This is a genomic window from Hydrogenobaculum sp. 3684, assembly GCF_000213785.1.
GTDB lineage: Bacteria > Aquificota > Aquificia > Aquificales > Aquificaceae > Hydrogenobaculum.
In genome coordinates this window covers 746314-769285 of the sequence record NC_015557.1, presented here as the reverse complement: position 1 = coordinate 769285, position 22972 = coordinate 746314, and the positions used below count along the sequence as shown (strand labels likewise).

The window sequence follows — 22972 nt, the reverse complement described above, 5'->3', positions numbered from 1 at the left end:
ACTAAAAATTGGTTTGTCGGTCATTTTAAAAATCAGGATACTATTTAACAACATTCTTAGGCTGATTTTTCAAGAAAGATTGTATATTTTCAAAGGTGGTGTTCAATATCCTATGAAGCCCTTCCTTTGTATTGTAAGCGTTGTGCGGTGTTATAATAACGTTTGGATGCTTGAGAATATAATTTATCTCTAGGGCTTTTTTGAGAGTTTCTGCAGACAGGTTTTCATTCCACAAAAGATGCTCTTCCATCACTATCTCTTCTGATTCAAAAGTGTCTATGGCAGCTCCAGCCAATATCTTTTGCTTTAAGCCATATATTACGCTTTCGGTTTCTACTACCTTACCTCTCGATGTGTTTATAAGAAAACTTCCTTTTTTGAAAAGCTTTATATTGTCCATATTGATAAGATGATGAGTTGATGGCAAATAAGGTACATGTAATGTGATAAAATCTGAAACAGATAAAAGCTCGTTAAAATCTAAATACTTTATGCCAGCATCTATAAGTGTTTGGTTTTGCCTTGCATCGTAGCAAACAACGTCCATACCAAAGCACTTCGCCAAAAGGGCTGTTCTTGCACCTATCCTACCAGTGCCAATTACACCTAAAGTTTTGCCAGCGAGCTCAATACCCCTTAAATTTGATGTTTTGTATACGCCCTTTTCTACGTTATCTATAGTTTCTCTTAGTTTTCTTGCTAAAGCTAACATAAGCATTATAGCGTATTCAGATACGCTTTCTTCACCATAGGACGGTACATTGCATACTGTTATTCCTTTGGAATTTGCATAAGCTACATCTATATGGTCAAAGCCCGTAGACCTAGTAGCTATAAGTTTTAAATTAGGTAAGCTATCTATCACGTCTTTGGTGATTTTAGAATATATGAAAACGCTTAGGATTTCTACATTATCTGGAATTTCTACTTTGTCTATCGTTTCATTTGAAAAGCATACAAGCTCCAAATTGTTTTCTTCTACAAACTTTTCTATATAAGGCATTTCCCAACCTTCTAATTCACAAAAGGCTATTTTCATAAATCCTCCTTACAACTTTATTATATAACATAAAAATTAAAATTTTATTAAAATAAGAAATTAAACATCAAAAGATTTTAGTATGTCAGCTAGCTTCCCGGTTAGATCAAGAACATGCTCTATGGCTTCTCTCAAAGCACCATCACCACCTTGTCTTTTTGTTATATATTTACAAAAGCCTTTTACGTAATCATGGGCGTTTGAGGGGGCAAAGCTTAAACCTACTCTTTTTAAAATGGGAATATCCACTATATCGTCTCCCATATAACAAATTTCTTCATCTTCTAAAGCAAAATCTTTTTTTATCTTGTTGTAGATATCAAGCTTGTTGTGATTTCCAGTATATATTATGTCTATCTTTAACTCTTTTAACCTGTTTATCAACGCTTCAGAATGCCTTCCAGATATGACACCGAATTTTATGTTGGCGCTTTGAAGAAGTTTTATACCAAGTCCGTCCAATACGTTAAAAGCTTTTATCTCCTCTCCATTTTTTGTGTAGTAAAGCTTTCCATCCGTTAAAACTCCGTCAATATCTGATAAAAACAGTTTTATATTCATAAAAGCCTAAAACAAACCGGCAACTTTTTTAAGTTCATTTATCTCATCTCTTATTTTTGCAGCTTTTTCAAATTCCCATTTTTTAGAAGCTTCCCACATCATCTTTTCAAGCTTGTTTAACCGTTCTATCAAGTCTTTTTCTGTCTTAATACCTTTTGGTATAGAATCTGGTACTTTCACATAGTCCAAGTCTTCTATGCTTAAAAGCTCTTTAACAGGTTTTATAATGGATTTTGGTGTTATGCCGTGCTCTTCGTTGTAACGTTTTTGTATTTCTCTTCTTCTGTTGGTTTCATCTATGGCTTTTTTCATAGATTCTGTGATGCGGTCAGCGTAAAGTATGGCTTTGCCATTTATATTTCTTGCTACTCTGCCTATGGTTTGTATAAGAGAGGTGGTACTTCTTAAAAATCCTTCTTTATCGGCTTCTAATATAGCCACCAAAGAAACTTCAGGCATATCGATACCTTCTCTTAGCAAGTTTACTCCAACAATAACGTCTATTGAGCCTTCTCTAAGTTCTTTTATAGCTTTTGCCCTTTCTATGGCATCTAAATCGGAGTGAAGATATTTTGCTTTTATTCTCCTTTCTGTGAGATAATCTGCTACATCTTCTGATAATCTTTTTGTGGTGGTTAAAACTATAGCTCTCTCGTTTCTGGCTTTTACTTTTAAAATCTCTTTTATCAAATCTTCCAATTGATTTGTAGTTGGTCTTAATTCTATCTCTGGATCCAATAGACCAGTGGGTCTTACTATTTGCTCTACTATGATTCCTTTTGAAAACTCTATTTCCCAATCTCCTGGTGTAGCTGACACAAATATAACTTTATTGATTTTTCTTAAAAACTCATCAAACTTAAGAGGCCTATTGTCTAAAGCGGCGGGCAATCTCCATCCATAATCCACCAGCTTTTGTTTTCTAGATATATCTCCGTTGTACATGCCTCTTACTTGTGGTATTGTGACGTGAGATTCGTCTACTATAAGCAAAAAGTCCTCTGGCATATAATCAAGCAGTGTAAAAGGAGGCTCTCCTTCCTTTCTACCGTCAAAATATCTAGAATAGTTTTCTATGCCTTTGCAATGACCAATTTCTTTTATCATCTCTATATCGTACATAGTCCTTTGCCATAATCTTTGAGCCTCTATTTCCTTGCCTTGAGATTTAAAGTATTCAACTCTTTCTTTTAGGTCTTTTTCTATCTTTTCTATAGCTTCCATAAGGGCTGGTTTTGGGGCTACATAGTGTGTGGCCGGAAATAAGACAGTGTAATCTATTTCTCTTATAATATTTCTATTTAGTAAATCAAGCTCTTTTATGGAATCTATTTCATTGTCCCAAAACTCTATACGTATGACAATGTCATCAGCATGAGAAGGCACTATTTCGATGGAATCCCCACCTCTTACAGAGAAAGTTCCTCTTTTGAAAGAGAAATCGTTTCTCTCATAGCCTATCTCTACCAATTGACGTGATAATTTTAAAGGATCTAGTTTTTGTCCTTTTAAAAGCTGAATACGCATATTTACATAATGTTCTGGAGAACCAAGGCCGTATATACAGGATACCGAGGCTACCACTATCGTATCAGCCCTTTCAATAACAGATTTTGTGGCGCTGTGACGGTATTTATCAAGTATGTCGTTTATGGAGGAATCTTTTTCTATATAAAGGTCTTTTTCTGGTATGTAAGCCTCAGGTTGATAATAATCATAGTAGGATATAAAATACTCTACGGCGTTGTCTGGAAAAAGTTCTTTAAATTCTCTATAAAGTTGTGCTGCCAACGTTTTGTTGTGGGCCAATACAAGCGTTGGTTTTTTGTATTTGGCTATAATGTTTGCTATGGTGAAAGTTTTACCAGTACCTGTAGCACCAAGAAGCACTTGGGCTTTTGCGCCGGCTTCAAAGTTGGATAGTAACTTATCAATAGCTTTTGGTTGGTCTCCGGCTGGTTTTAAATGCGTTTTTAATTGGAAAAAACTCATACATAAAAATTATAAAAAATAAGTATTTGTATCAATGATTTATATTTTAACTTAAATCTAGTTTGCACCTTATCATTTTTTACAATACATATTGTTAGATGGGTTTGAGAAAATGAATACGCTTATTCAAAATAGAGATAATATATTTATCATTTTAGGAGTAATGTCTTAGAATTTAAAACGATTTTACAGTTTTGACAAACGGTATAACTGCGTATATGTTGAATTATTACCTATAAAATAAACGCTTAAATTTATACTTAAGCATAATAGCTCGAATTGTGGTATAATATCAGCACCAATTTAAGGAGGTGATGTTTTGAGTACTGCAAACAAGCTTGTAGAATTGGCAGAGAAAGCCAAAGAGAAAGGCGGAGTAAAGTTGTATAAGAAAAATATAGAAATGGTGTTGTCTGGGCTTTTGATAACGGGAAACTTTTGGAGCATAGTAGACTATGCAGATTTACCGGTACCAGCAGCCGCAGGCATTGTGAATACGCTTTTAGAAGAAGGGTATGCGTTTGTGGATCAAAACCAGGATATAAGGCTTACTCAGAAAGGATACGATCTTATCAAAGAATATAATATACATCCAAGAAAAGAATACAGATGCCAAGCTTGTGAGGGTAGGGGAATACCGTTTTATTTAGATATAGAACTTTATAGGGCATTTTTACAAGAGACAAAGAATAGACCAAAGGCTATCCAGGACTACGATCAAGGTTCAGTAACTCCAGAAACTACGGTTAGTAGGGTGCTGTTTATAGATTCAAGGGGAGACTTGCAGGGTAAAGATATAGTTGTGATGGGAGCAGAGGATGATCTGACAGGATTGGCGATAGCCCTGTCAAGAAAGGCAAACTCTGTTACTATAATAGATATAGATAAACGCTCTATAGATTTTGACAACGAGATATTTGAAAGACTTGGCATAAAAAATGCAAAAGCGTTTGTATGGGACCTAAGAAAGCCTCTTCCAGAGGAAATGCTTGGTAAATTTGACGTATTTATCACAGATCCACCAGAAACTATAGCGGCTTTTAGTGCTTTTATAAAAAGAGGTATTTCGCTTTTAAAAGATGAGGGAGCCGTAGGTTATTTTGGACTTACGCTAAGGGATTCTTCTATATACAGATGGAGAGAATTTCAAAAAATACTTACCGGAGAAATAGGAGTGGCGATAACTGATATAATTCAAGATTTTAACAACTATATTACGTGGGATTATCATAAAGAGACAAAAGCTTACGAATTGGCACCGGTAAAAAAAGACCCGGAAGGCATATGGTATCGCTCCGCTTGGTATAGGATAGAAGCACTTCCTGGTTTTTCAAGATGGAACGGTGTTATATCCGATGAAGACTTATACTTAGATGAAGAAGGATCCACTACATAGATAAATAGTATGGATATTACCGCTGTCATACTATGCGGGGGCTCTGGTACTAGGCTTTGGCCTTTATCTAGGGCCAACTATCCAAAGCAATTTTTGAGGCTTTTCTCAGAGTATTCTTTGTTCCAAGAGGCTGTTTTAAGAGTAAAAGATATAGTAAAAGAGATACTTATAGTAACCTCTGACAGTTATTATTGGATAGTGGAAAACCATTTGGAAGAGATAAACATAAAAGCAAATATAATTATAGAGCCAGTTCCAAAAAACACAGCTCCTGCTATAGCTTTAGCCACCTATCATACAAAAGATAACGATAGTTTACTTATAATACCATCAGACCATAGAATTGAAAATAAAGAGCGTTTTCAAGAATATATAAAAAACACTTATCCATATACAAAAACTCATATAATAACCTTTGGTATAAGCCCAACGCACCCAGAAACTGGATATGGATATATAAAATTAGGAGATACACTTTCAAAAGAAAACAATATATATAAGATAGAAAAATTTGTAGAAAAACCAAGCAAAGAGTTAGCCCAAGAATATATAAATTCTGGCGAATATCTTTGGAACAGCGGGTTGTTTTTTGCCGATAAGGACCTACTGATAAACGAGTTTAAAAAGATAGATAGCGCCCTTTATGATATATCCACAAAAGGAGATCTAGAAAGCTTTAAAAAAGCAAAGGCTTTATCGTTTGACTATGCAATTATGGAGCACACTAAAAAAGGCGCATGTGCAAAGCTTGATATAAAATGGTCTGATGTTGGCTCGTGGCTTTCTGTTTATGAAGAGTTAAAAAAAGATGAAAACAACAATGCTATTTTAGGGGAAAACTATATAAGTATAAACTCTGATAACAACCTCATAATATCGAATAAAAGATTTGTAGGTGCTTTGGGACTAAAAAACTTAATAATAGTTGATACAGAAGATGCTACTTTGATAGCAGATAAAAATAACTCTCAAGATGTTAAAAAAATTGTTGATATACTAAAAGCTAAAAACGATAAAAGAGCGGAAGAATCTTTAATATCTTATAAGCCTTATGGGTATTATGTGCTTCTAGAAGAGGGAAAAAATTTCAAGATAAGAAAGCTTTTGTTAAAACCAAAAAAACATATATCTAAGCAAATGCACCATCACAGAACAGAGCATTGGATCGTCTTAAGGGGTACGGCCAAAGTCCTTATAGCCGATAAAGAATATTTTTTTCATGAAAACGAAAGCTTTTTTGTACCCAAATCCACATGGCATTATATTGAAAATCCAGGTATCATAGACCTTGAAATGTTAGAGGTGCAAAGCGGTGAATATTTGGAAGAAGATGACACTGTAAGAGAAAATGTTTTTTGAGATAATTAGCGGTGGACTTGTTGGGATAGAGGGAATAAAGGTAACAGTAGAAATAGATGTATCAAATGGATTGCCAAGCTTTAACATAGTAGGACTACCAGACGCAGCTATAAAAGAATCTAAGGAAAGGGTAAGATCAAGTCTAATAAACAAAGGTTTTGGTTTTCCTCCAAAAAGGATAACGATAAATTTATCGCCTTCTAATCTAAAAAAACAAGGTACATTTTACGATCTTCCAATAGCGGTTGGCATTCTTAGTTACCTTGACGTAATAAATAAAGAAAATGTGAAAAATTATGCTTTTTTAGGAGAGCTTTCTTTGGACGGGGTTATAAAACCGATAAACGGTGTGCTTCCTATGGCATTGACCCTTAAAGAAATAGGTATAAAAAATATAGTGGTACCTATAGAAAACGCTCAAGAGATTTCTTTTTTAGAAGATATAAACGTATATTCTCCAAAAGATATTGTAGAGCTAGTGAACTTCATAAATCAAGACATAGCTATAAGCCCTATAAAACATAAACAAGAAACTAAAGAAGAAGATTATCTTGATATGATTGATATAATAGGTCAGAGTATGGCAAAAAAAGCTTGTGCTATAGCGGCGGCTGGTTTTCACAACATGCTTTTAATAGGACCACCAGGCAGTGGAAAATCTATGCTAGCAAAAAGACTTCCAGGTATTATGCCGCCCTTGGATGAAGAGGAGTCTTTAGAAGTATCAAAAATATACAGTGTAGCTGGGCTTTTAAAAAACTCACTTATAAAACAAAGGCCTTTTGCGTCACCACATGCAAGCGCATCTGAAGCGTCATTGATAGGTGGAGGAAGCACTCCAAGGCCAGGTGCAGTATCTTTAGCTCACAAAGGTGTTTTGTTTTTGGACGAGATGCCTGAATTTAACAGAAAAGTTTTAGAAGCCCTAAGACAACCTTTAGAGGATAAAGAAGTTACCATATCAAGAGTGCACGGTAGTATAAAATTTCCCGCTTCTTTTCTTTTGGTGGGTGCTATGAATCCATGTCCTTGTGGATATTATAAAAGCAATTTAAAAGCTTGCAAATGCACACCTAATCAAATAAAGCAATATCAATCAAAGATATCTGGTCCTTTGTTGGATAGGATAGATTTGTTTGTAAGTGTAGAAGCTCTAAAAGAGCATGAACTTATAAACCGAAAGAAAGAAGTATCTTCAAAAGATTTAAAAGATATGGTTTTAAGGGCTTTTGATATTATGACAAAGCGATTTAAGAATTCAAAAACGAAGTTTAACTCAGAAATGACCGAAGAAGAGATAGATATGTATTGTATACTGGATGAGCCTGCAAAGAAAGTTTTAAGTGCCGCTATAACAAACTTAAACCTTACCGGAAGATCTTATACAAGGCTTTTAAAAGTATCTAGGACTATAGCAGATATGAATAATTCAGGATATATAAAACCAGAGCATGTAAGCTTAGCTCTTCAATTTAGACCCAACACCAGCGGTATCTTACTCTAATGAAAGGGTCATTAAGATTTTTTTTACTTATATCAATAGATGTTTTGGCTTTTTATATTGCACTTTTTTTAGCTTATATAACAAGAAAAATATTGGGGAGAATATTTATAAAAAATGTTGTTTTTTCGTTTAGTTTTGAGCATTTTTTATCTTTTTGGTGGATGCCTCTTGTGTTTATATTTTTTTTATGGTATCAAAAGCTTTATACAAGAAGATACACCTTTTGGTATGAGGTAAAAGAGGTACTAAAAGCAGTTTTTTTATCGGGTGTTTTTGCCTTTGCGGTGCTGTCTCTTAGTAAAATCTCTTTAGAGATGTCTAGGCTTACCTTGATACTTCTTTGTTTTTACGCTATTTTTACTATATCTATTTTAAGGTACATAGGGAAAAAGATATTAAACCATTTTGATATTTGGAAAAGCCCAATAGTTATAATAGGGGCTGGGTCCTCTGGAAAAAGCGTAGCAAAGGGCATTATAGATGACTGGTATCTTGGATATGAAATAAAAGGGTTTTTAGATGATTTTAAAAGTGGGTTTGTTGAAATAAAAGGTTTTAAGATACCAATAATAGGAAAAGTAGAAAAAATAAAAGAGCTAAAAGAAGAGAATATAGAAGCTGCTGTTGTTTCTATACCATCTTTGGGTAATGAAGAGCTTGCTCACCTTGTAAACACAGCCCATAGATATATTAAGCAGGTGTTTGTAGTGCCTGATTTGAAGGGTATAGGGCTTTTAAATAGTGAATTGTATCATATTTTTACGGAACAGCTTTTTTTAATAAAGATTACAAACAACCTAGATTCAAAGCTAAACCAAATAATAAAACAGACTTTTGATATCTTACTATCTTTGACTATGCTTCCTATATTGCTTTTTGTTATAAGTATCTTTGCCATATTGATAAAGATAGACAGCGAAGGACCGGTGTTTTTTGTACAAGAAAGATTGGGCAAAAACGGCAAGATATTCAAATGTATAAAGTTTAGGACAATGTATATAAATAATCAAGAGATACTAGAAAATTTTTTAAAGGAAAACCAAGACGCTCAGTTAGAATGGCAAACTTTTAAAAAATTAAAAAAGCATGACCCAAGAATTACAAGAGTAGGTAGGTTTTTACGAAAAACCTCTTTAGACGAGCTTCCTCAAATATTCAACGTTTTAAAAGGGGATATGAGCTTAGTAGGCCCAAGGCCTTACTTGCCTTCCGAGGAAAAGGATATGGGAGATTACAAAGATTATATACTTCTTACAAAACCAGGTATTACAGGCCTATGGCAAGTAAGCGGAAGAAACGAGCTTTCTTTTGAGGAAAGGCTTAAACTAGATACTTGGTATGTGTTAAATTGGTCGCTTTGGTTTGATATAGTAATAATACTTAAAACAGTTAAGGTTGTCTTCAAAAAAGAAGGGGCTTATTAGATTTATTGTATAATGAAAACTATGGATGTTTGTAAAGATATAGATTGTGTTAGGGCTTTTATTAAAAGCATAAAACAGCAATTCAAAACAATTGGTTTTGTACCTACTATGGGATATTTACACGAAGGACATATGTCTTTGGTAAAAGCTTCAAAAAATATGTGTGATATTACTGTGGTTAGTATTTTTGTAAATCCAAAACAGTTTGGTCCTAAAGAAGACTACAGCAGATATCCAAGAAACTTAGAAAGGGATTTAAAGCTTTTAGAGGAAGCTAAGATAGATATGGTTTTTATACCTGATGTAGATACGATTTATCCAGAGGGTTTTTCTACAACTATAAATATAGGGCCTTTGGCAGATATTTTAGAAGGTACTTTTAGGCCAGGGCATTTCGATGGTGTGTGTACGGTTGTTACGAAGCTTTTTAATATAATAAAACCAGATAAAGCTTTCTTTGGAGAAAAAGATTATCAACAGCTCAAAATCATCCAAAAACTTGTGAAAGATCTGAACTTAGATATAGAAATAGTACCTATTCCTACAAAAAGAGAAGAAGATGGACTTGCTATGAGCTCAAGAAATGCCTATCTAAATCAAGAGGAAAGAAGAAGGGCAAGTTCCATATATAGATTTCTACTAAAAGCCAAAGAAGCTTTCGAAAAAGGTATAAAAGATACTGATAAGATTATAGAGTACGCTAAAGCTGTGCTTGATGTGGATGTGATAGATTATATAAAAATAGTAGATAAAGAAACGCTTGAAGAAAAGACAACACCAAGCAAGTATGATAGAATATTTATAGCTGTGAGAATAGGAAGCACTAGGCTTATAGACAATGTAGAGATTTGATATGGGAATACTTGATTTTTTCAGAAAAAAAGAAAAGAAGGAAAACCTTTGGACAAAGTGTGAAGAGTGTAAAAATATACTTTTAGCTCAAGAACTGGAAACTAACTTCTACGTATGTCCCAAGTGTGGTCATCATCATCAAATGAATCCATACCTATGGGCAAGTATGCTTCTTGATTACAACTATAACGTACTTTTTGAGTACATACTACCTACGGATTTTTTGTCTTTTAAAGATACAAAAAGATACAAAGATAGGCTAAAAACTTTGAAGGAGACATCAAATACGTCAGAAGCTATGACGGTGTTTGATGGAAAATTATCTGATTACCCTGTTATTTTGAGTGTTATGGATTTTAGTTTCATAGGCGGAAGCATGGGGTCTGTGGTAGGCGAAAGGTTTAAATTGGCTTCTTTAAAGGCAGTTCAAGACAAAAAACCACATATAAGCGTAATCACATCTGGTGGTGCTAGGATGCAAGAGAGCGTAATATCGTTAATGCAGATGGCAAAAACTTCTATAGCGGTGGATATTATGCATAAAAACGGAATACCTTTTATTACTGTGCTTACAAATCCTACTACTGGAGGTGTGTCGGCATCTTTTGCGTTTTTAGGAGACGTTATCATAGCAGAGCCAAAAGCTATAATAGGATTTGCAGGTGCAAGGGTTATAGAACAAACTATAAAGCAGCAACTACCAGAAGATTTTCAGACATCGGAATTTTTACTAAAAAAAGGCATGGTGGACATGGTAGTGCATAGACATCTTATGAAACAGACATTGAAAAACTTGCTAAATTTACTATTTTATAAAAATGCTTGATGTTTTGGAGTATATAAAAAAAGATAACAATCTAGACAATTTAACTCATACTGTTGTATATGGAAAAGATATATATTTTATCCAATATTTTGAACAGCTTATAAAACAAAAATACGATACAAAAACATATTGGGCAGACGAACTTGATTATGAAAATTTAAGAAATATAATCACTTCTAGGAATATTTTTAACAAAAAAATAGTTATTATAATAAAAAATTTTACGGAACTCTTAAACAAATTAAAAAAAGAAAATTTGGATTTTATAAAAAAAACTCAAAACATACTTATATTTGAGGAGTACGAAGATCTGACAGAAAAAGACATAAAAGCTGTTCAAAACATTCTTGGAGATATAAATATATTAACATCAAAGCAAAAAAAGCCTGATTATCTTAAAAGCCTTATACAGAAAAAATTCAAAAAAGAAGGCATTGACTTAAACCAAGACATAATAAACGAATTGTTAAATATCATAGGTACAGATTCTTTAAACCTAAAAAATGAAACAGACAAGCTTCTTATATTGTCAAAATCTATGCCTATTACTAAGGAAACACTTTCAAGAGCTCTTGTAAAAGAACCAAAAGACGAAGCGTTTTCTATCGTAGATGCTTTAATAAAGCAAGATGTAAAGAAAGCGCTATCTATCTTTTACGATAGCATCAAGTTGGGTCAGCATCCGTTGGTAACTCTTGGGTTTATGCAAAAACAATTTATGAACATGTATTTGGCTTTTAAGATGAACGTAAGTTTTGATGAGGTATGTAAGATTTTAAATATAAGCCATCCGTTTCAGAAAAACATATTATCAAAACAGTTAAGTATTGTTAATAAGGATAAGCTTTTTAGCATTGTAAAGGCTCTTCAAAAAGCCGATATGAGTATAAAATATTATTTTAACGATCCAGTGGAAGTTTTAGAAAAGCTTATCATAGATATTGGGTTAATGTTAAAATCATGAATGCAAAAACCGATATAAAAAATATGGAAACGCTGATAGCTGAAATAAAGAAAGCGCTTGAAAGACCTTTTGAATATCAAAATGTATCTTCTAAACTTCAAGAACTTTTAACTATCATTGAAAAATCTCCGGAAGAATTTATACTAAAACACATGGATGATTTGTTGTTTATATCTAACGTTGTATTAGAGCTAAATACCATAATAAATGGGCTCGTATCAGAAACTGTAAATTACATTAAGTCTAAAGGATTTTCGGCTAGGGTTTGATATGGGATTTGGTTCATACGACTTGGTAACAAATGCTCTTAACATATTTAAGCAAGCTATAGACATTACCTCTCAAAATATAACAAATGCCAGTAATTCAAACTATGCACAAGAGGTCCCGATAATACAAGATACTTATCCTGTTGGTATAAGCATGCAAGATATAAAAAGAATTCAAAATCTTTACTTTTTCCAGCTTTTACAAAACAAAAGTTCAAGCCTAGACTATTTCAATACAAGATTACAATACAACAAGCAAGTACAAAATATATTTAACGTTGTTGGTCCTAACTCTTCTTCCACATCATACGACGATGCTTTTTTTAGTGCTTTTACACAGCTTTTTACTGATACATCAAATGTAGGATATCAAAATCAGGTACTTACTACGGCAAGCAATTTTGTTCAGAATTTAAATTCAAACGCCTCTACTATAAACAATTTAGCGTACCAAGTCCCAACAAATTCTTTACAATATTTAAATCAGATAAACACGCTTATAAAAAACTTAGCAAATCTTAATCAACAGATTACCGCCTCGTATGCGCTTACATATTCGAATGCTCATGACTACAAAGAACTTTTGGATCAAAGAGATGCATATATATCACAGCTTTCAAAGCTTATAAGTGTAAATGTCCAAGAAGATTCCATTGGAAGAGTGCATATCTCGATAAACGGTGGTTTTACACTGGTGGACGGCACCAATTATTGGAAGTTGGCTCTTGGTAGTTCTGGTAACTCACCCTACCAAAAAATAGAGTGGTTAAACAACAACAATCAAGCTATAGACATCACAAACTATGTGCAGGGCGGAGAGTTGAAAGCGATGATAGATTTCTCGTACGATGTAAATACGTATAAAGTAGAACAAGACAACGTAGCCGCCAATGCAATAATGAACACAAAAATTCCGGTACAAAGCGGATCAAATTATTATTTGGTGCAAAATCTTACAAGTACAGATTCACCAATAGGAAATCAAGGAGAAACATGGAGTTTTCCTCCAAATCATGTCTCATCGACGGCGGCTCCTCTTTCCTCTTTGGGTGTGTCAAACGGTAGTTTAACATTTTATACTGGTACTACGCCAAGCTATACTATATCAAATTACGGCGCTTTAAATCTTGTGCAACTTTCAAACTCAATAGATGCCAGTGGGATGTTTGAAGCAAACATATCTTTAGACCCTTCTGGGAATTATTATTTACAGATAACGCCCACTTACGGCAACACCGCAGGTTCTTTAACAAACGTTTACAACATAGTAGATTCTTCATCCAATATAGTATTTAATAGCGGAAGTGGACCTGCCGGTGTGCTTTCGTTTGTAGACAACTCTAGCTCTGGTACGTACGCAAGCTTAAATTACACAGATATGTCTTTAGATCAAATTGTAAATACAATAAACAATAGTCCAACATTGCAAGGAAAATATTATGCAAACATAGTATCTTCACCGTTTGTAGATATGCCTATTGGATTGTCGTCTTCTACAGATACAATTTCTCAAACAGGTGTGCTTACTTTTAGAAACAACACTACTGCGCTTTTTAGTATCACATATACAAACCAAAGTTTGGTGCAGATAGCCAACGAACTATCCCAAATTCCATCTGCAACACTTTTTAGCGCGAGTATAGTGAAAGAACAAGACGGGCTTTATCATCTTAGGATCCAAATAAAAAATCCAAACGAGTACAACATAGTAGATAGCGGAAGCAGTTTTACGAGTCTTTACTCTTTACATATAGCTTCTTTGGATCAATCAAAATATGGTATTCAAGATTCTAAAAACACTTATACATTTAGCAAAAATGTTACTAGCAATACAGTATCATTATCTTCTTATGGGATAGGACAAAATGCTACGCTTACATTCTACAATGGCAACGTTGCTTTATATTCTATATCAAATTACGGACAATATTCTTTAAACTCTTTGACATCCTTGATAGATTCAAACCCGGCATTGGTGGGTCTTTTTAGTGCCAGCGTTGTTTCAAATCCTGACGGTACATATTCTCTTGCTATAAGCTCTTCTAACCCGTCTAACTATACGATTACAGACTCATCTTCAAATTTTCTAATGGGTGGTGGTAATATTTATAAAAGCGAGATGGTTTTTGAAGGTATAGATGCCTCTAGTATATCTGTTAACCCAAGTCTTGGTGCAATATTGCAAAACGTGGATCCAAGTTCTGCTTCTAACTTTTCTTACTATTCCAATAGTTGGTGGGCTTCTTCCAAAAGCTTATATCAAACGCTTATAGGTTCTGTAGCATCTACAGTTAATGTTTTACAAACAAGCTATAGCAGTATGAGCTCTTTGGTAAGCTCTATAAGCTCTCAAGTTGCCCAAGTGCAGGGCGTATCTTTAGACCAGCAGTATATAACGTTGCAAAACTTACAGCAAGATTATCAAGCCTCTGCAAGTATAGTAGGCATATTAAACAACTTGATGCAAACCACGCTCAACATGGTAAACGGAGGTTGATGCTATGTCTGGAGCAATACCTGATTTAAGTCTTTACAACTTTTACAAATCTCAAGATAGTGTGGTGTTGAATAACCTTCAGGATACTATAGAAGAGGCCTCTACTGGATATAAGCTTTTAAACATAGCTCAAAATCCAGGTGACACTCAGCAGGTTATAAATTTAAAAAAAGAAATAGTACTTTTATCAACATATTCACAAAACGCCTTTTCGGCAAGCAACGTGCTTACTACCACTACTTCTGTGCTTGGCAATCTTTATGACTATCTTCAAACAGTGAATACCGATGTTGTAGCAGCTGCTAATGAAGCTACGTACAATTCTACGCAACTTATAAATATGGGCCAAAGTATTTATTCTATATTGGATCTTACGTTGTCAAAAGCTAATGAAAAATTTGGAGATAACTATTTGTTTGGTGGCTCTTCGTTGTCTATACAGCCTTTTGCCGCTGATTTTTCTTACCAAGCTTCTACTACAGATTTTTATACACAAATATCAACCTCTTATCAAGTACCTACGTATCTAAATGGTCAAAACGTTTTCGGACTTAATATACAAACCACCTCGACCTCGTACAACTCTTATACACAAAGTTTTTCTGGACCTGGCGAACTCATAATACACTATGGTACCAATGTGTATCAGATAAACTATAACAACACACCCTACGAATGGGATTGGAATGCTGGACTTTCTTCTACAAATGCACCTCTTGGAGTGTCTGGCACAATATCTCTTAGCATGGTTACAGCTTCTACTACTAATGTTTATAACATTTCTTATTCAAGCACAGATACGTTGTCAACGCTTTTAAACAAAATATCTACATCTACGGGTGGCGACTTTAAAGCATCTATTCTGCACAATTTAGACAATACTTACGGAATAGAAATATCACCGTCTACAAATAATCTATCTGCCACTTATTCCCTTTATGATAGCAACTCTTTATATAAATTAGACCAAACCCCTTCAAATTTATTAGAGCTATCAAATTATATAAACAACGTTTTTAGCGGCACTTTGCAAGCTTTTATAAGACAAAATTCAAACTCGACATTTTCATTGGAGATTGCCGGAAAAGATGTGGCAAAACCTTTAAACATAATAGATTTAAATCAATATGTATCTTCTTCTTTTAAACAAGAAAGCGTTTTTTCTGTATTAAAGCAAACGGCTGATAGACTTAGTTTGGGGCTTCCAACCATAGATAACGAACTTGGGGCAAATATGGTTATATCGTCTCAAAGCTTTAATAGTCTCACATCGCCTATCGGAGTAAATGGGACGTTGGAAATAAGAATTAGTTCAAGTACTATACCGATAGATTATACTGCAAATATGAGCCTAATAGACGTGGCAAATCTTATAAATAAAGCTTCGAACGGAGCCGCCTATGCAGATTTTGTTCAAAATCAAAACGGCACTTACAGTTTGGAGATAAGCTCAATGCTAGCTTCTCAATCGCTTACCGCTACAGATGTTGTAAATGGAGCTTTCTCCCAATTCAATAACAACCAGATACCAAACGGTAGCTATATATTCAATGTTCAAAGAGCTTTAGACCAAATATCTTATGCAAACGCTCAGGTAGGAAGCTATATCCAAAATATTCAAACCCAGGATAACGTACTGACAAACACTACTACTGTGGCTACTACAGAGCTTGCAAACTATCAGGATGCAAGTGTACCCAATGTGTTAACAGACTATTCTCAATATCAACTAGCTTACGAATCTTTGATGAATTTGATAGCAAATCAAAAGAATTTAACCATACTAAAGTATATCTAAAAAGTCTTTTAAGACTTTTTAAATAAACCTATATTATAATCTTATCAAATAGTAGTTTAAATAAACGTAAATTTATAGTTAATTTTTACATGTATACTTTTGTGAGTTGCTTACTTACACTACTATGATGACATCATATCATTGAAATGAAATAATAGTGATATTACAATAGAAGCTAAGATAGGTTTTATCCTAAAGGAGGATAGGAATGGACAAAGAGCGATCAAAAAATCGTGAAAGTCCTGGCAATAAGTCAGGCAAATGGTTTGGGTTGGCGGCGGCAGCTGCTATATCTGTAGGTTTTGCAGCTTTTATAATGTATATCAACCCAAAATCATCTCAGGCGAGAGTAGAAAGTTATCCAGTGCTGAGTAAACAAGAGATGATAAGGGTTGGTAAGCAGATTTACGATCAAAGGTGTAGTGGCTGCCACGGTATTGACGGAAAAGGCGATGGTCCCGCTGCGCAGTTTTTTAGAGTAAAACCAAGAGACTTCACCACTTGCCTTTACAAATTTAAAAGCACTCCAGGTACCTCACTGCCTACTGACAGTGACCTTTTAAGAGTATTAAAAAACGGTGTACCCTCTACGGCAATGCCAGCATTTCCTCATTATAGCGACCAAGAGCTAATGGATGTGATAGAGTATATTAAAACGTTTTGTCCTGATTGGGATAAGTTAAAAGCGCAATCTCAGCCACCTCCAGAAAATTGGGAAGCACTTAAACCACCGCCATTTTTAGGTACTCCAGACTCCATAGCGAAAGGTAAGGTACTTTTTGAGCAAAACTGCGCTGCATGTCACGGTATAAACGGACAAGGTGATGGCCCAGCCGCTCTTTCAATACATGATCCTTCTGCTGAGTGTCAGAAATGGCAAGGTAACACTTGTGTAGAAAGACCACTTGAGAGACCAGCAAACTTAACACTTGGCATACTTCCAGGCGTATACGATGTAAATGAAATATACAAAACTATTACTATGGGTGTGTTATCGGGTAGTACGGGTGGTATGCCGGCTTTTTCATCGTTGTCTAGCAACGATAGGTGGAACTTGGTATCTTATGTACTATTTTTGATGGGTAAAACCCAAAAGTAAGGAGGATAAAGATGAAGCAGCAAAAAGAGCTTGTCTATACAGATTTGGTTAAGGCTCATATGCTAATGGGTCTTATAGATTTATTGCTTGTAATGATATTTGGCTTAACTTATTCTTTGACATTTCTAAATATCCATATAGTAGACCCATACATGTCTCCAGTTAGATTAAGATTTAACCATACAAACGTTGCAGCCTATGGTTTCTTGGCAAATCTTATAACCGGAGCCTTGTATTGGGCTGTGCCACGTATGACGGGACATCCGGTATGGAACAGAGCTTACGGATGGCTTTTGTGGGCAGCTCTTCAAGTGGCTGGAATAGGTACTGTAATATCACTTCTTTTCTTTGGCGGTACGATGCTTGGTGGACCAGAACTAACCAGATGGATAGGCCCTCAATCTGTAGAGTGGTCTGAAACGCCGTTTATAATGGACGTGCCTATAACATTGTGGTTGTTTGTAGTAATACCTCAATTTTTAGTTCCTATAATAAAAGCCTCAAAAGAAAAGCCTTTGTATACTGGCTTATGGTACATAACAGCTGGTCTTATATGGACGCCTTTGGTCTATGTACTTGGTAATTATCCAAGTGTGTTCTTCTATCCTGGTGCAGCAGGTGCAGCTTTAAACGGTTCTTTCATACATGACCTTGTTGGTCTTTACGTTACACCTATGGGATGGGGTCTTATGTACTACTTTGTACCTAGAGTTCTCCAAAAGCCAATATGGTCTCATGGTTTGGGACTTCTAGGTTTCTGGGGGTTGGCGTTTTTCTATCCAGCACAAGGTGTTCACCACTACTTATGGTCACCAATACCAATGTTTGCTCAATATGCAGCCGTGTTTGCTACAATAGCTATAGAAATAGTTGTGACCACTGTGCTTGTTAACTTTATGATGACCCTAAGAGGCTCTTACGGGGCGATGAAAGAAGACATACCTTTAAGATGGTTCTATGTAGGTATGATAAACTATTGGATAACTTGTTTCCAATGCTCTATACAAGTGCTTTTGACAACTCAAAAAGTCATACACTTTACAGACTGGGTAACAGGGCATGCTCACCTTATCATGTTTGGTACGTTTGGTTTTTGGCTTTTAGGCATGTATGAGCACATAGTACCAAGAATGTACGGTCTAAAGTACACATACTCAAGACCTCTATCAGAAATGGCTTTCTGGTTTATGTTGATAGGTATAGAAGTTATGTTTGTGGACCTAGGCGTGGCTGGTATAGCTGAAGGTTTTGCATGGATAGCTCAAGTTCCATTTATAGACTCTGTAAATCTCGGTAAACCATTCTGGTGGGTACGTACAGCTTCTGGTATATTCATATTCATAGGATATATAGCTTACTTCTACAACATACTAAAGACAATGGCTGTAGGAAGAGCATATCAAGCTTCTACAAAAGTGGCTACAGCTTAAGGAGGAATGAAATATGGCATCAGGTGGAAGAGCGATACACGAAAGATGGGCTTTTATATTCTTCTTGGCCGGTATAGGATTCTTTGTCACTGGTACTTTCATACAAGGTGTCTTGCCGATAATGGTGCTTGGTGGTACTAGCAAGATGAAGACCAAGGATCAAGTGGTGGCTGAGGGCTTTTATAAAAGACAGTTTCCAGAAATTATTCAACTTTTAGCTATGTACCCTAATCTGTGGAAGAAATATTACAATGTTCCAGACCAATATTTCTATACAGCTCCCCCTGCTGTACAAAAGCAGATTATAAAAGGAGTAGCCCAGGCTATAAGCGACGGCAGATGGATATATATGGCAGAAGGTTGCTGGCAGTGCCACTCTCAATTTGTGAGACCAGTCTCAAATGAACCAGCTTACTATGGACATGTGTCTGTGCCAAGTGAATATGATAATACGTTATTCTTGCCTCACCTTTTCGGTACAGAAAGAAAAGGTCCAGACCTTATAAGAGAAGCCGGTAAAAAGGGTGTAGAATGGCACTTGGCACACTTTGTAAATCCTCAGTATACAGTGCCAGGCTCTATAATGCCGAGGTTTGCTAAATTCGTAGATTTAAAAGACGGCAAACCAGTTTTGACACCAGCAAATCCAAATGACGCTTATGCATCTTTAAACCCAGAACCAACTAAGTATGGTTTGGCTGTGATTGCTTATCTTGAATGGTTGGGTAGCTGGTATAGACCAAGGTTCTTTGATGAATGGCGTAAAGAGGTTGCAGAGGAACAACAAAACCCTCAAGCTATGCAAGCGGCTATGAGTGTTAGTTCTACAAGCAATTCTTCATCTAACGCTTCAAATTCAAACAACTCAAGCTCTTCGTCAAGTTCAAACTCCGCAAATGGCAACGCCAATAAAACTGCTTCTCCATCTGGAGCATCGCAATGAGTAAGGGAAGAAAGATATTCTTAATAACGATGGTTATTGCGGTAGTGCTAATGGCTGGCATTCCGTTCTCCTACAGGCTTATAAGCTGGGCTATAGTGGGGACTTCTGCCAGCGACGATGCCCACTCTGTGTTTATAATTATTACTACAACGTATCTATTTGGTATGTTGACCTTTGCTTCGTTTTTTATGTGGGCTTTTTTGAGAGGCGAGTTCAACAACATAGAGGCCTCTAAATTTGATATGATAGATATGGATAAAAAGTACGATAGGATTGAACATACGGAGGTGTAATTATGGCTGATGCTAAAAAAAGATATTTAACACCTGCTGAGCCGGACTATAAAGTAGGTGGATATCAGGGAAACAAGATACCTTTGATGGTTATTATCATGTGGCTTATGTTTATAGTGTTAGCCGTTACATACACTATAGTGGATGTAATACCAGATTTATCTGATTGGTTTAAAGGTTGGCCAGTGGACAAAGCTCAGTGGTATCACTTCTATAAATATTACGGAAATCAAAATCCTTAAAGATACAATTATATATTGGGGGTTTTCAACCCCCATTTTTATCTTATTAAATGACTCTAGTATCATAGCAAAAACATGAAATTTATATTATAATTCTTATATTGTTTATGAAAGTAGAGGCTTTAAAACATATAAAACATTACTTAGAAAATGTTAATAAAAAGTATGGTTTTGTCTTTTCCTGGATAGGCTTAAGAAAAAGCGATTATACGGTTTTCCCGCTAATATCATCAAAAGAGAATGAAGACTATTTAAAATATGTAAAGTTAAGATGGGATGATTCACCATACGGTAATGCACCTGTGGGAATGGCAATAAAAACGGCTAAGATTCAATATTCAAATGACATGCTAAATGACAAAAGATTTGAGCCAGTTTATGAGCTTTTAAAGAAGAAAAATTTTTTGTCAATAATTGCTATACCTTTGTTTAAAGACGACAACAAAGTGTTTGGGGTTTTTGCGGGCTACTCTGATAAAACTGAATTTTTTAACGAGAAAAATATATATGATATATCAAAAGATATAGAAAATATAAATCAAGAACTTGTTAAGATTTATAAAGATGAACTCCAAATAGAGGAAAAAATAAATGAATACCTTAATATTTTATACGACATGATAACATATATAAACAAAGGTACTGCATCAAATATAGACCCGAAATATTTAACCGTAGATGTTTTAAACGATCTAGATAAGCTTTTAAACGCAGATGGTTCTGAGTTTATAATATATAATAAAACAGACAACAAAGTTGAAATGTATGTAGAATCTGACTTATTTTTAGAAAATTTTTCTAGACCATCCTTTGACTTAGAAATGTTTGGAGGTTTGTCATCGTTTGTAAAACACTATATGGAGAAAGAACATACAGCAAACATAGACTATGAGCATGATCCTTACGCTTCAAAATGGTATATAGAAAAAGGGTTGAAATTTATAAATTCTACATCTATAAATACATATATATACAATAAAGAGACTGCTTGCATGCTTATTCTTGCAAGAAAAAATCAAATACTTATATCAGAAACAGAATTAAACATACTAAAGCTTATCAATCAAGCTTTATTCAGCATCTTTGTTACAAGAAAGTATCTTACAGATATAGATTCTTTGCATATTCATCTTGAAGAAATTGCTACAAAAGATCCATTGACAGGATTTTATAATAAGGATATGTTTGATATGTTCTTAGAAAATGAAGTAAAAAAATCAGCCGTTAGGATGATGCCAAATGCTTTTAGTTATATATTGATAGATATAGATAACTTTAAATATATAAACGATGCCTACGGTTATCAAGCTGGGGATATAGTCATAAAAGAACTGTCCAATATATTAAAATCTAGCACTAGAGCTTCAGATATATTGGCTAGGATAGGCGGAGATGAGTTTGGAATAATCGCACCGGATATAAAAGTACAATCTGCAAAGGTGATAATGGAGAGAATAAACGAGAGGCTAAGTTCTCAGCCGATAATATTAGAAGATAAAAAAATGTATATAAGTTTATCCGTAGGTATATCAACGTGCTTTGAAAAAGAAGGGCAAAGCTTGCTAATATCTGGTTTCTCAGATGATGATAACACTCAAAATAAGCGCTTATCTAAAGCGTTTTGTTCAAAAGAAGAGGTTAAGATGCTTGCCGAAGAAGCGTTAAGAAAAGCAAAGAAAAGTGGGAAGTCTAGTGTGGTCATAGCCTCTTTTCAAGATAAAGATATGGAGTATATTTCAAAATACGAACTTATAAACAATGCTATAAACGGAAATTTAATAAAACCGGCGTTTCAACCGATCTTTAATCTTGAGGATAAAAAAATAATAGGTTTTGAAGCTCTTTGTAGGATAGAGATAAATGACAATATAATATATCCAGATCAGTTTATAGAAGAGGCTGAAGATTTGGGGCTTATAAATAAGATAGATTTGCTGATGATAAGAAAAGCTTGCGAGAGAATATCAGCGTTAAATAAAAAAATTAATTCACAAAGCAGTTTAAGGCTTTTTGTAAACATAAGTGCAAAGGCTTTTAAAGATAATAGATTTTTCCAAGATGTAGTTGATATAGCAAAAGAGTACGGTATGCAAAATAAGCTATACATAGAAATTACAGAAAGGGAATCTCTTTCTAATTTAGAAAAATTTGAGGAGATAGAAGAATTTTTAAAATATTATGGTATCCATTTTGTAATAGATGATTTTGGAAGTGGATATTCTTCATTTTTATACCTAAAGTTTATAAAAACGGAGATTCTAAAAATAGATGGGGCTTTTGTTAAAAACATAGTAAAAAACGAAAGAGATAGGGCTATAGTTAACGGTATAAATATAATTGCTAAACATCTTAATACAAAAACGTTGGTAGAGTTTATAGAAGATGAGGAAACTCTTGATGAAATTGTAAAGATAGGAGTAAATTACGGTCAAGGGTATTATCTTGGTAAGCCAACTTTTGATTTGGAGAAATTCTTTCAATAAT

The 22972-nt window shown here is 34.6% G+C and carries 19 protein-coding genes; 16 read left to right on the top strand and 3 right to left on the bottom strand.

Features of this window, described 5'->3' with window-relative positions; genetic code table 11:
- Window positions 1-40: 40 nt before the first annotated feature.
- From HYD3684_RS04155 to uvrB, 3 genes are read right to left on the bottom strand one after another with little or no spacing between them, the layout of a single operon-like run.
- Window positions 41-1039 (bottom strand): hydroxyacid dehydrogenase, encoded by a 999-nt coding sequence (locus tag HYD3684_RS04155; protein WP_015419433.1) that lies wholly within the window; start codon window positions 1037-1039, stop codon window positions 41-43.
- Window positions 1040-1099: 60 nt separating this feature from the next.
- On the bottom strand, window positions 1100-1600 hold the full coding sequence (locus HYD3684_RS04150) for an HAD-IIIA family hydrolase (RefSeq protein WP_015419432.1): 501 nt from the start codon (window positions 1598-1600) through the stop codon (window positions 1100-1102).
- 6 nt (window positions 1601-1606) lie between these two features.
- Window positions 1607-3592: an excinuclease ABC subunit UvrB gene (gene uvrB, locus HYD3684_RS04145; protein WP_015419431.1), complete on the bottom strand. Its 1986-nt coding sequence runs from the start codon at window positions 3590-3592 to the stop codon at window positions 1607-1609.
- Between the two features lie 319 nt (window positions 3593-3911).
- Here uvrB and HYD3684_RS04140 point away from each other — a divergent pair, with 319 nt between their 5' ends.
- From HYD3684_RS04140 to HYD3684_RS04065, 16 genes are all read left to right on the top strand, one after another.
- Window positions 3912-4988, top strand: coding sequence for a bis-aminopropyl spermidine synthase family protein (locus HYD3684_RS04140; protein WP_015419430.1), 1077 nt, complete (start codon window positions 3912-3914; stop codon window positions 4986-4988).
- Between the two features lie 9 nt (window positions 4989-4997).
- Complete coding sequence (locus HYD3684_RS04135) at window positions 4998-6347, top strand: mannose-1-phosphate guanylyltransferase/mannose-6-phosphate isomerase (protein WP_015419429.1); 1350 nt, start codon at window positions 4998-5000, stop codon at window positions 6345-6347.
- A complete protein-coding gene (locus HYD3684_RS04130) occupies window positions 6337-7851 on the top strand; it encodes a YifB family Mg chelatase-like AAA ATPase (protein ID WP_015419428.1) in 1515 nt (504 codons plus the stop codon). The genes HYD3684_RS04135 and HYD3684_RS04130 overlap by 11 nt, the downstream gene beginning before the upstream one ends.
- Window positions 7851-9275 carry an undecaprenyl-phosphate galactose phosphotransferase WbaP gene (gene wbaP, locus HYD3684_RS04125; RefSeq protein ID WP_015419427.1) on the top strand — a complete coding sequence of 475 codons (1425 nt, stop codon included), beginning with the start codon at window positions 7851-7853 and terminating at the stop codon, window positions 9273-9275. Before HYD3684_RS04130 ends, wbaP begins: the two co-directional genes overlap by 1 nt.
- A 12-nt stretch (window positions 9276-9287) precedes the next feature.
- Window positions 9288-10127: a pantoate--beta-alanine ligase gene (panC, locus tag HYD3684_RS04120; protein ID WP_015419426.1), complete on the top strand. Its 840-nt coding sequence runs from the start codon at window positions 9288-9290 to the stop codon at window positions 10125-10127.
- Window position 10128: 1 nt separating this feature from the next.
- Window positions 10129-10953: an acetyl-CoA carboxylase, carboxyltransferase subunit beta gene (accD, locus tag HYD3684_RS04115; RefSeq protein WP_015419425.1), complete on the top strand. Its 825-nt coding sequence runs from the start codon at window positions 10129-10131 to the stop codon at window positions 10951-10953.
- A complete protein-coding gene (gene holA / locus HYD3684_RS04110) occupies window positions 10946-11917 on the top strand; it encodes a DNA polymerase III subunit delta (RefSeq protein ID WP_015419424.1) in 972 nt (323 codons plus the stop codon). The genes accD and holA overlap by 8 nt, the downstream gene beginning before the upstream one ends.
- Window positions 11914-12186 carry a hypothetical protein gene (locus HYD3684_RS04105; RefSeq protein ID WP_015419423.1) on the top strand — a complete coding sequence of 91 codons (273 nt, stop codon included), beginning with the start codon at window positions 11914-11916 and terminating at the stop codon, window positions 12184-12186. Before holA ends, HYD3684_RS04105 begins: the two co-directional genes overlap by 4 nt.
- 1 nt (window position 12187) lies before the next feature.
- The gene (locus HYD3684_RS04100) at window positions 12188-14683 is read left to right on the top strand and encodes a flagellar hook-associated protein (RefSeq protein ID WP_015419422.1); all 2496 of its coding nucleotides are present in this window, start codon (window positions 12188-12190) and stop codon (window positions 14681-14683) included.
- A 4-nt stretch (window positions 14684-14687) separates the two neighbouring features.
- Window positions 14688-16481: a flagellin/flagellar hook associated protein gene (locus tag HYD3684_RS04095; RefSeq protein WP_015419421.1), complete on the top strand. Its 1794-nt coding sequence runs from the start codon at window positions 14688-14690 to the stop codon at window positions 16479-16481.
- Window positions 16482-16689: 208 nt separating this feature from the next.
- Entirely contained in the window at window positions 16690-17580 is an 891-nt protein-coding gene (locus HYD3684_RS04090; RefSeq protein WP_015419420.1) for a cytochrome c, read from the top strand.
- Window positions 17581-17591: 11 nt separating this feature from the next.
- The gene (locus HYD3684_RS04085; RefSeq protein WP_015419419.1) at window positions 17592-19010 is read left to right on the top strand and encodes a cbb3-type cytochrome c oxidase subunit I; all 1419 of its coding nucleotides are present in this window, start codon (window positions 17592-17594) and stop codon (window positions 19008-19010) included.
- Between the two features lie 13 nt (window positions 19011-19023).
- Window positions 19024-19953 (top strand): cbb3-type cytochrome c oxidase subunit II, encoded by a 930-nt coding sequence (locus HYD3684_RS04080; protein ID WP_015419418.1) that lies wholly within the window; start codon window positions 19024-19026, stop codon window positions 19951-19953.
- Window positions 19950-20246 (top strand): hypothetical protein, encoded by a 297-nt coding sequence (locus HYD3684_RS04075; protein ID WP_012513864.1) that lies wholly within the window; start codon window positions 19950-19952, stop codon window positions 20244-20246. The genes HYD3684_RS04080 and HYD3684_RS04075 overlap by 4 nt, the downstream gene beginning before the upstream one ends.
- Window positions 20247-20248: 2 nt before the next feature.
- Window positions 20249-20488, top strand: a complete 240-nt coding sequence (locus HYD3684_RS04070) for a hypothetical protein (RefSeq protein ID WP_015419417.1) — start codon at window positions 20249-20251, stop codon at window positions 20486-20488.
- A 107-nt stretch (window positions 20489-20595) separates the two neighbouring features.
- Window positions 20596-22971, top strand: a complete 2376-nt coding sequence (locus HYD3684_RS04065; RefSeq protein ID WP_015419416.1) for an EAL domain-containing protein — start codon at window positions 20596-20598, stop codon at window positions 22969-22971.
- Window position 22972 lies beyond the last annotated feature (1 nt).

Excerpts from the sequence above, each read along its gene's own strand:
- HYD3684_RS04155 (WP_015419433.1), bottom strand. The coding sequence starts at position 1,039 with ATGAAAATAGCCTTTTGTGAATTAGAAGGTTGGGAAATGCCTTATATA.
- HYD3684_RS04150 (WP_015419432.1), bottom strand. The coding sequence starts at position 1,600 with ATGAATATAAAACTGTTTTTATCAGATATTGACGGAGTTTTAACGGAT.
- uvrB (WP_015419431.1), bottom strand. The coding sequence starts at position 3,592 with ATGAGTTTTTTCCAATTAAAAACGCATTTAAAACCAGCCGGAGACCAA.
- HYD3684_RS04135 (WP_015419429.1), top strand. The coding sequence starts at position 4,998 with ATGGATATTACCGCTGTCATACTATGCGGGGGCTCTGGTACTAGGCTT.
- HYD3684_RS04130 (WP_015419428.1), top strand. The coding sequence starts at position 6,337 with ATGTTTTTTGAGATAATTAGCGGTGGACTTGTTGGGATAGAGGGAATA.
- wbaP (WP_015419427.1), top strand. The coding sequence starts at position 7,851 with ATGAAAGGGTCATTAAGATTTTTTTTACTTATATCAATAGATGTTTTG.
- panC (WP_015419426.1), top strand. The coding sequence starts at position 9,288 with ATGAAAACTATGGATGTTTGTAAAGATATAGATTGTGTTAGGGCTTTT.
- accD (WP_015419425.1), top strand. The coding sequence starts at position 10,129 with ATGGGAATACTTGATTTTTTCAGAAAAAAAGAAAAGAAGGAAAACCTT.
- holA (WP_015419424.1), top strand. The coding sequence starts at position 10,946 with ATGCTTGATGTTTTGGAGTATATAAAAAAAGATAACAATCTAGACAAT.
- HYD3684_RS04105 (WP_015419423.1), top strand. The coding sequence starts at position 11,914 with ATGAATGCAAAAACCGATATAAAAAATATGGAAACGCTGATAGCTGAA.
- HYD3684_RS04100 (WP_015419422.1), top strand. The coding sequence starts at position 12,188 with ATGGGATTTGGTTCATACGACTTGGTAACAAATGCTCTTAACATATTT.
- HYD3684_RS04095 (WP_015419421.1), top strand. The coding sequence starts at position 14,688 with ATGTCTGGAGCAATACCTGATTTAAGTCTTTACAACTTTTACAAATCT.
- HYD3684_RS04090 (WP_015419420.1), top strand. The coding sequence starts at position 16,690 with ATGGACAAAGAGCGATCAAAAAATCGTGAAAGTCCTGGCAATAAGTCA.
- HYD3684_RS04085 (WP_015419419.1), top strand. The coding sequence starts at position 17,592 with ATGAAGCAGCAAAAAGAGCTTGTCTATACAGATTTGGTTAAGGCTCAT.
- HYD3684_RS04080 (WP_015419418.1), top strand. The coding sequence starts at position 19,024 with ATGGCATCAGGTGGAAGAGCGATACACGAAAGATGGGCTTTTATATTC.
- HYD3684_RS04075 (WP_012513864.1), top strand. The coding sequence starts at position 19,950 with ATGAGTAAGGGAAGAAAGATATTCTTAATAACGATGGTTATTGCGGTA.
- HYD3684_RS04070 (WP_015419417.1), top strand. The coding sequence starts at position 20,249 with ATGGCTGATGCTAAAAAAAGATATTTAACACCTGCTGAGCCGGACTAT.
- HYD3684_RS04065 (WP_015419416.1), top strand. The coding sequence starts at position 20,596 with ATGAAAGTAGAGGCTTTAAAACATATAAAACATTACTTAGAAAATGTT.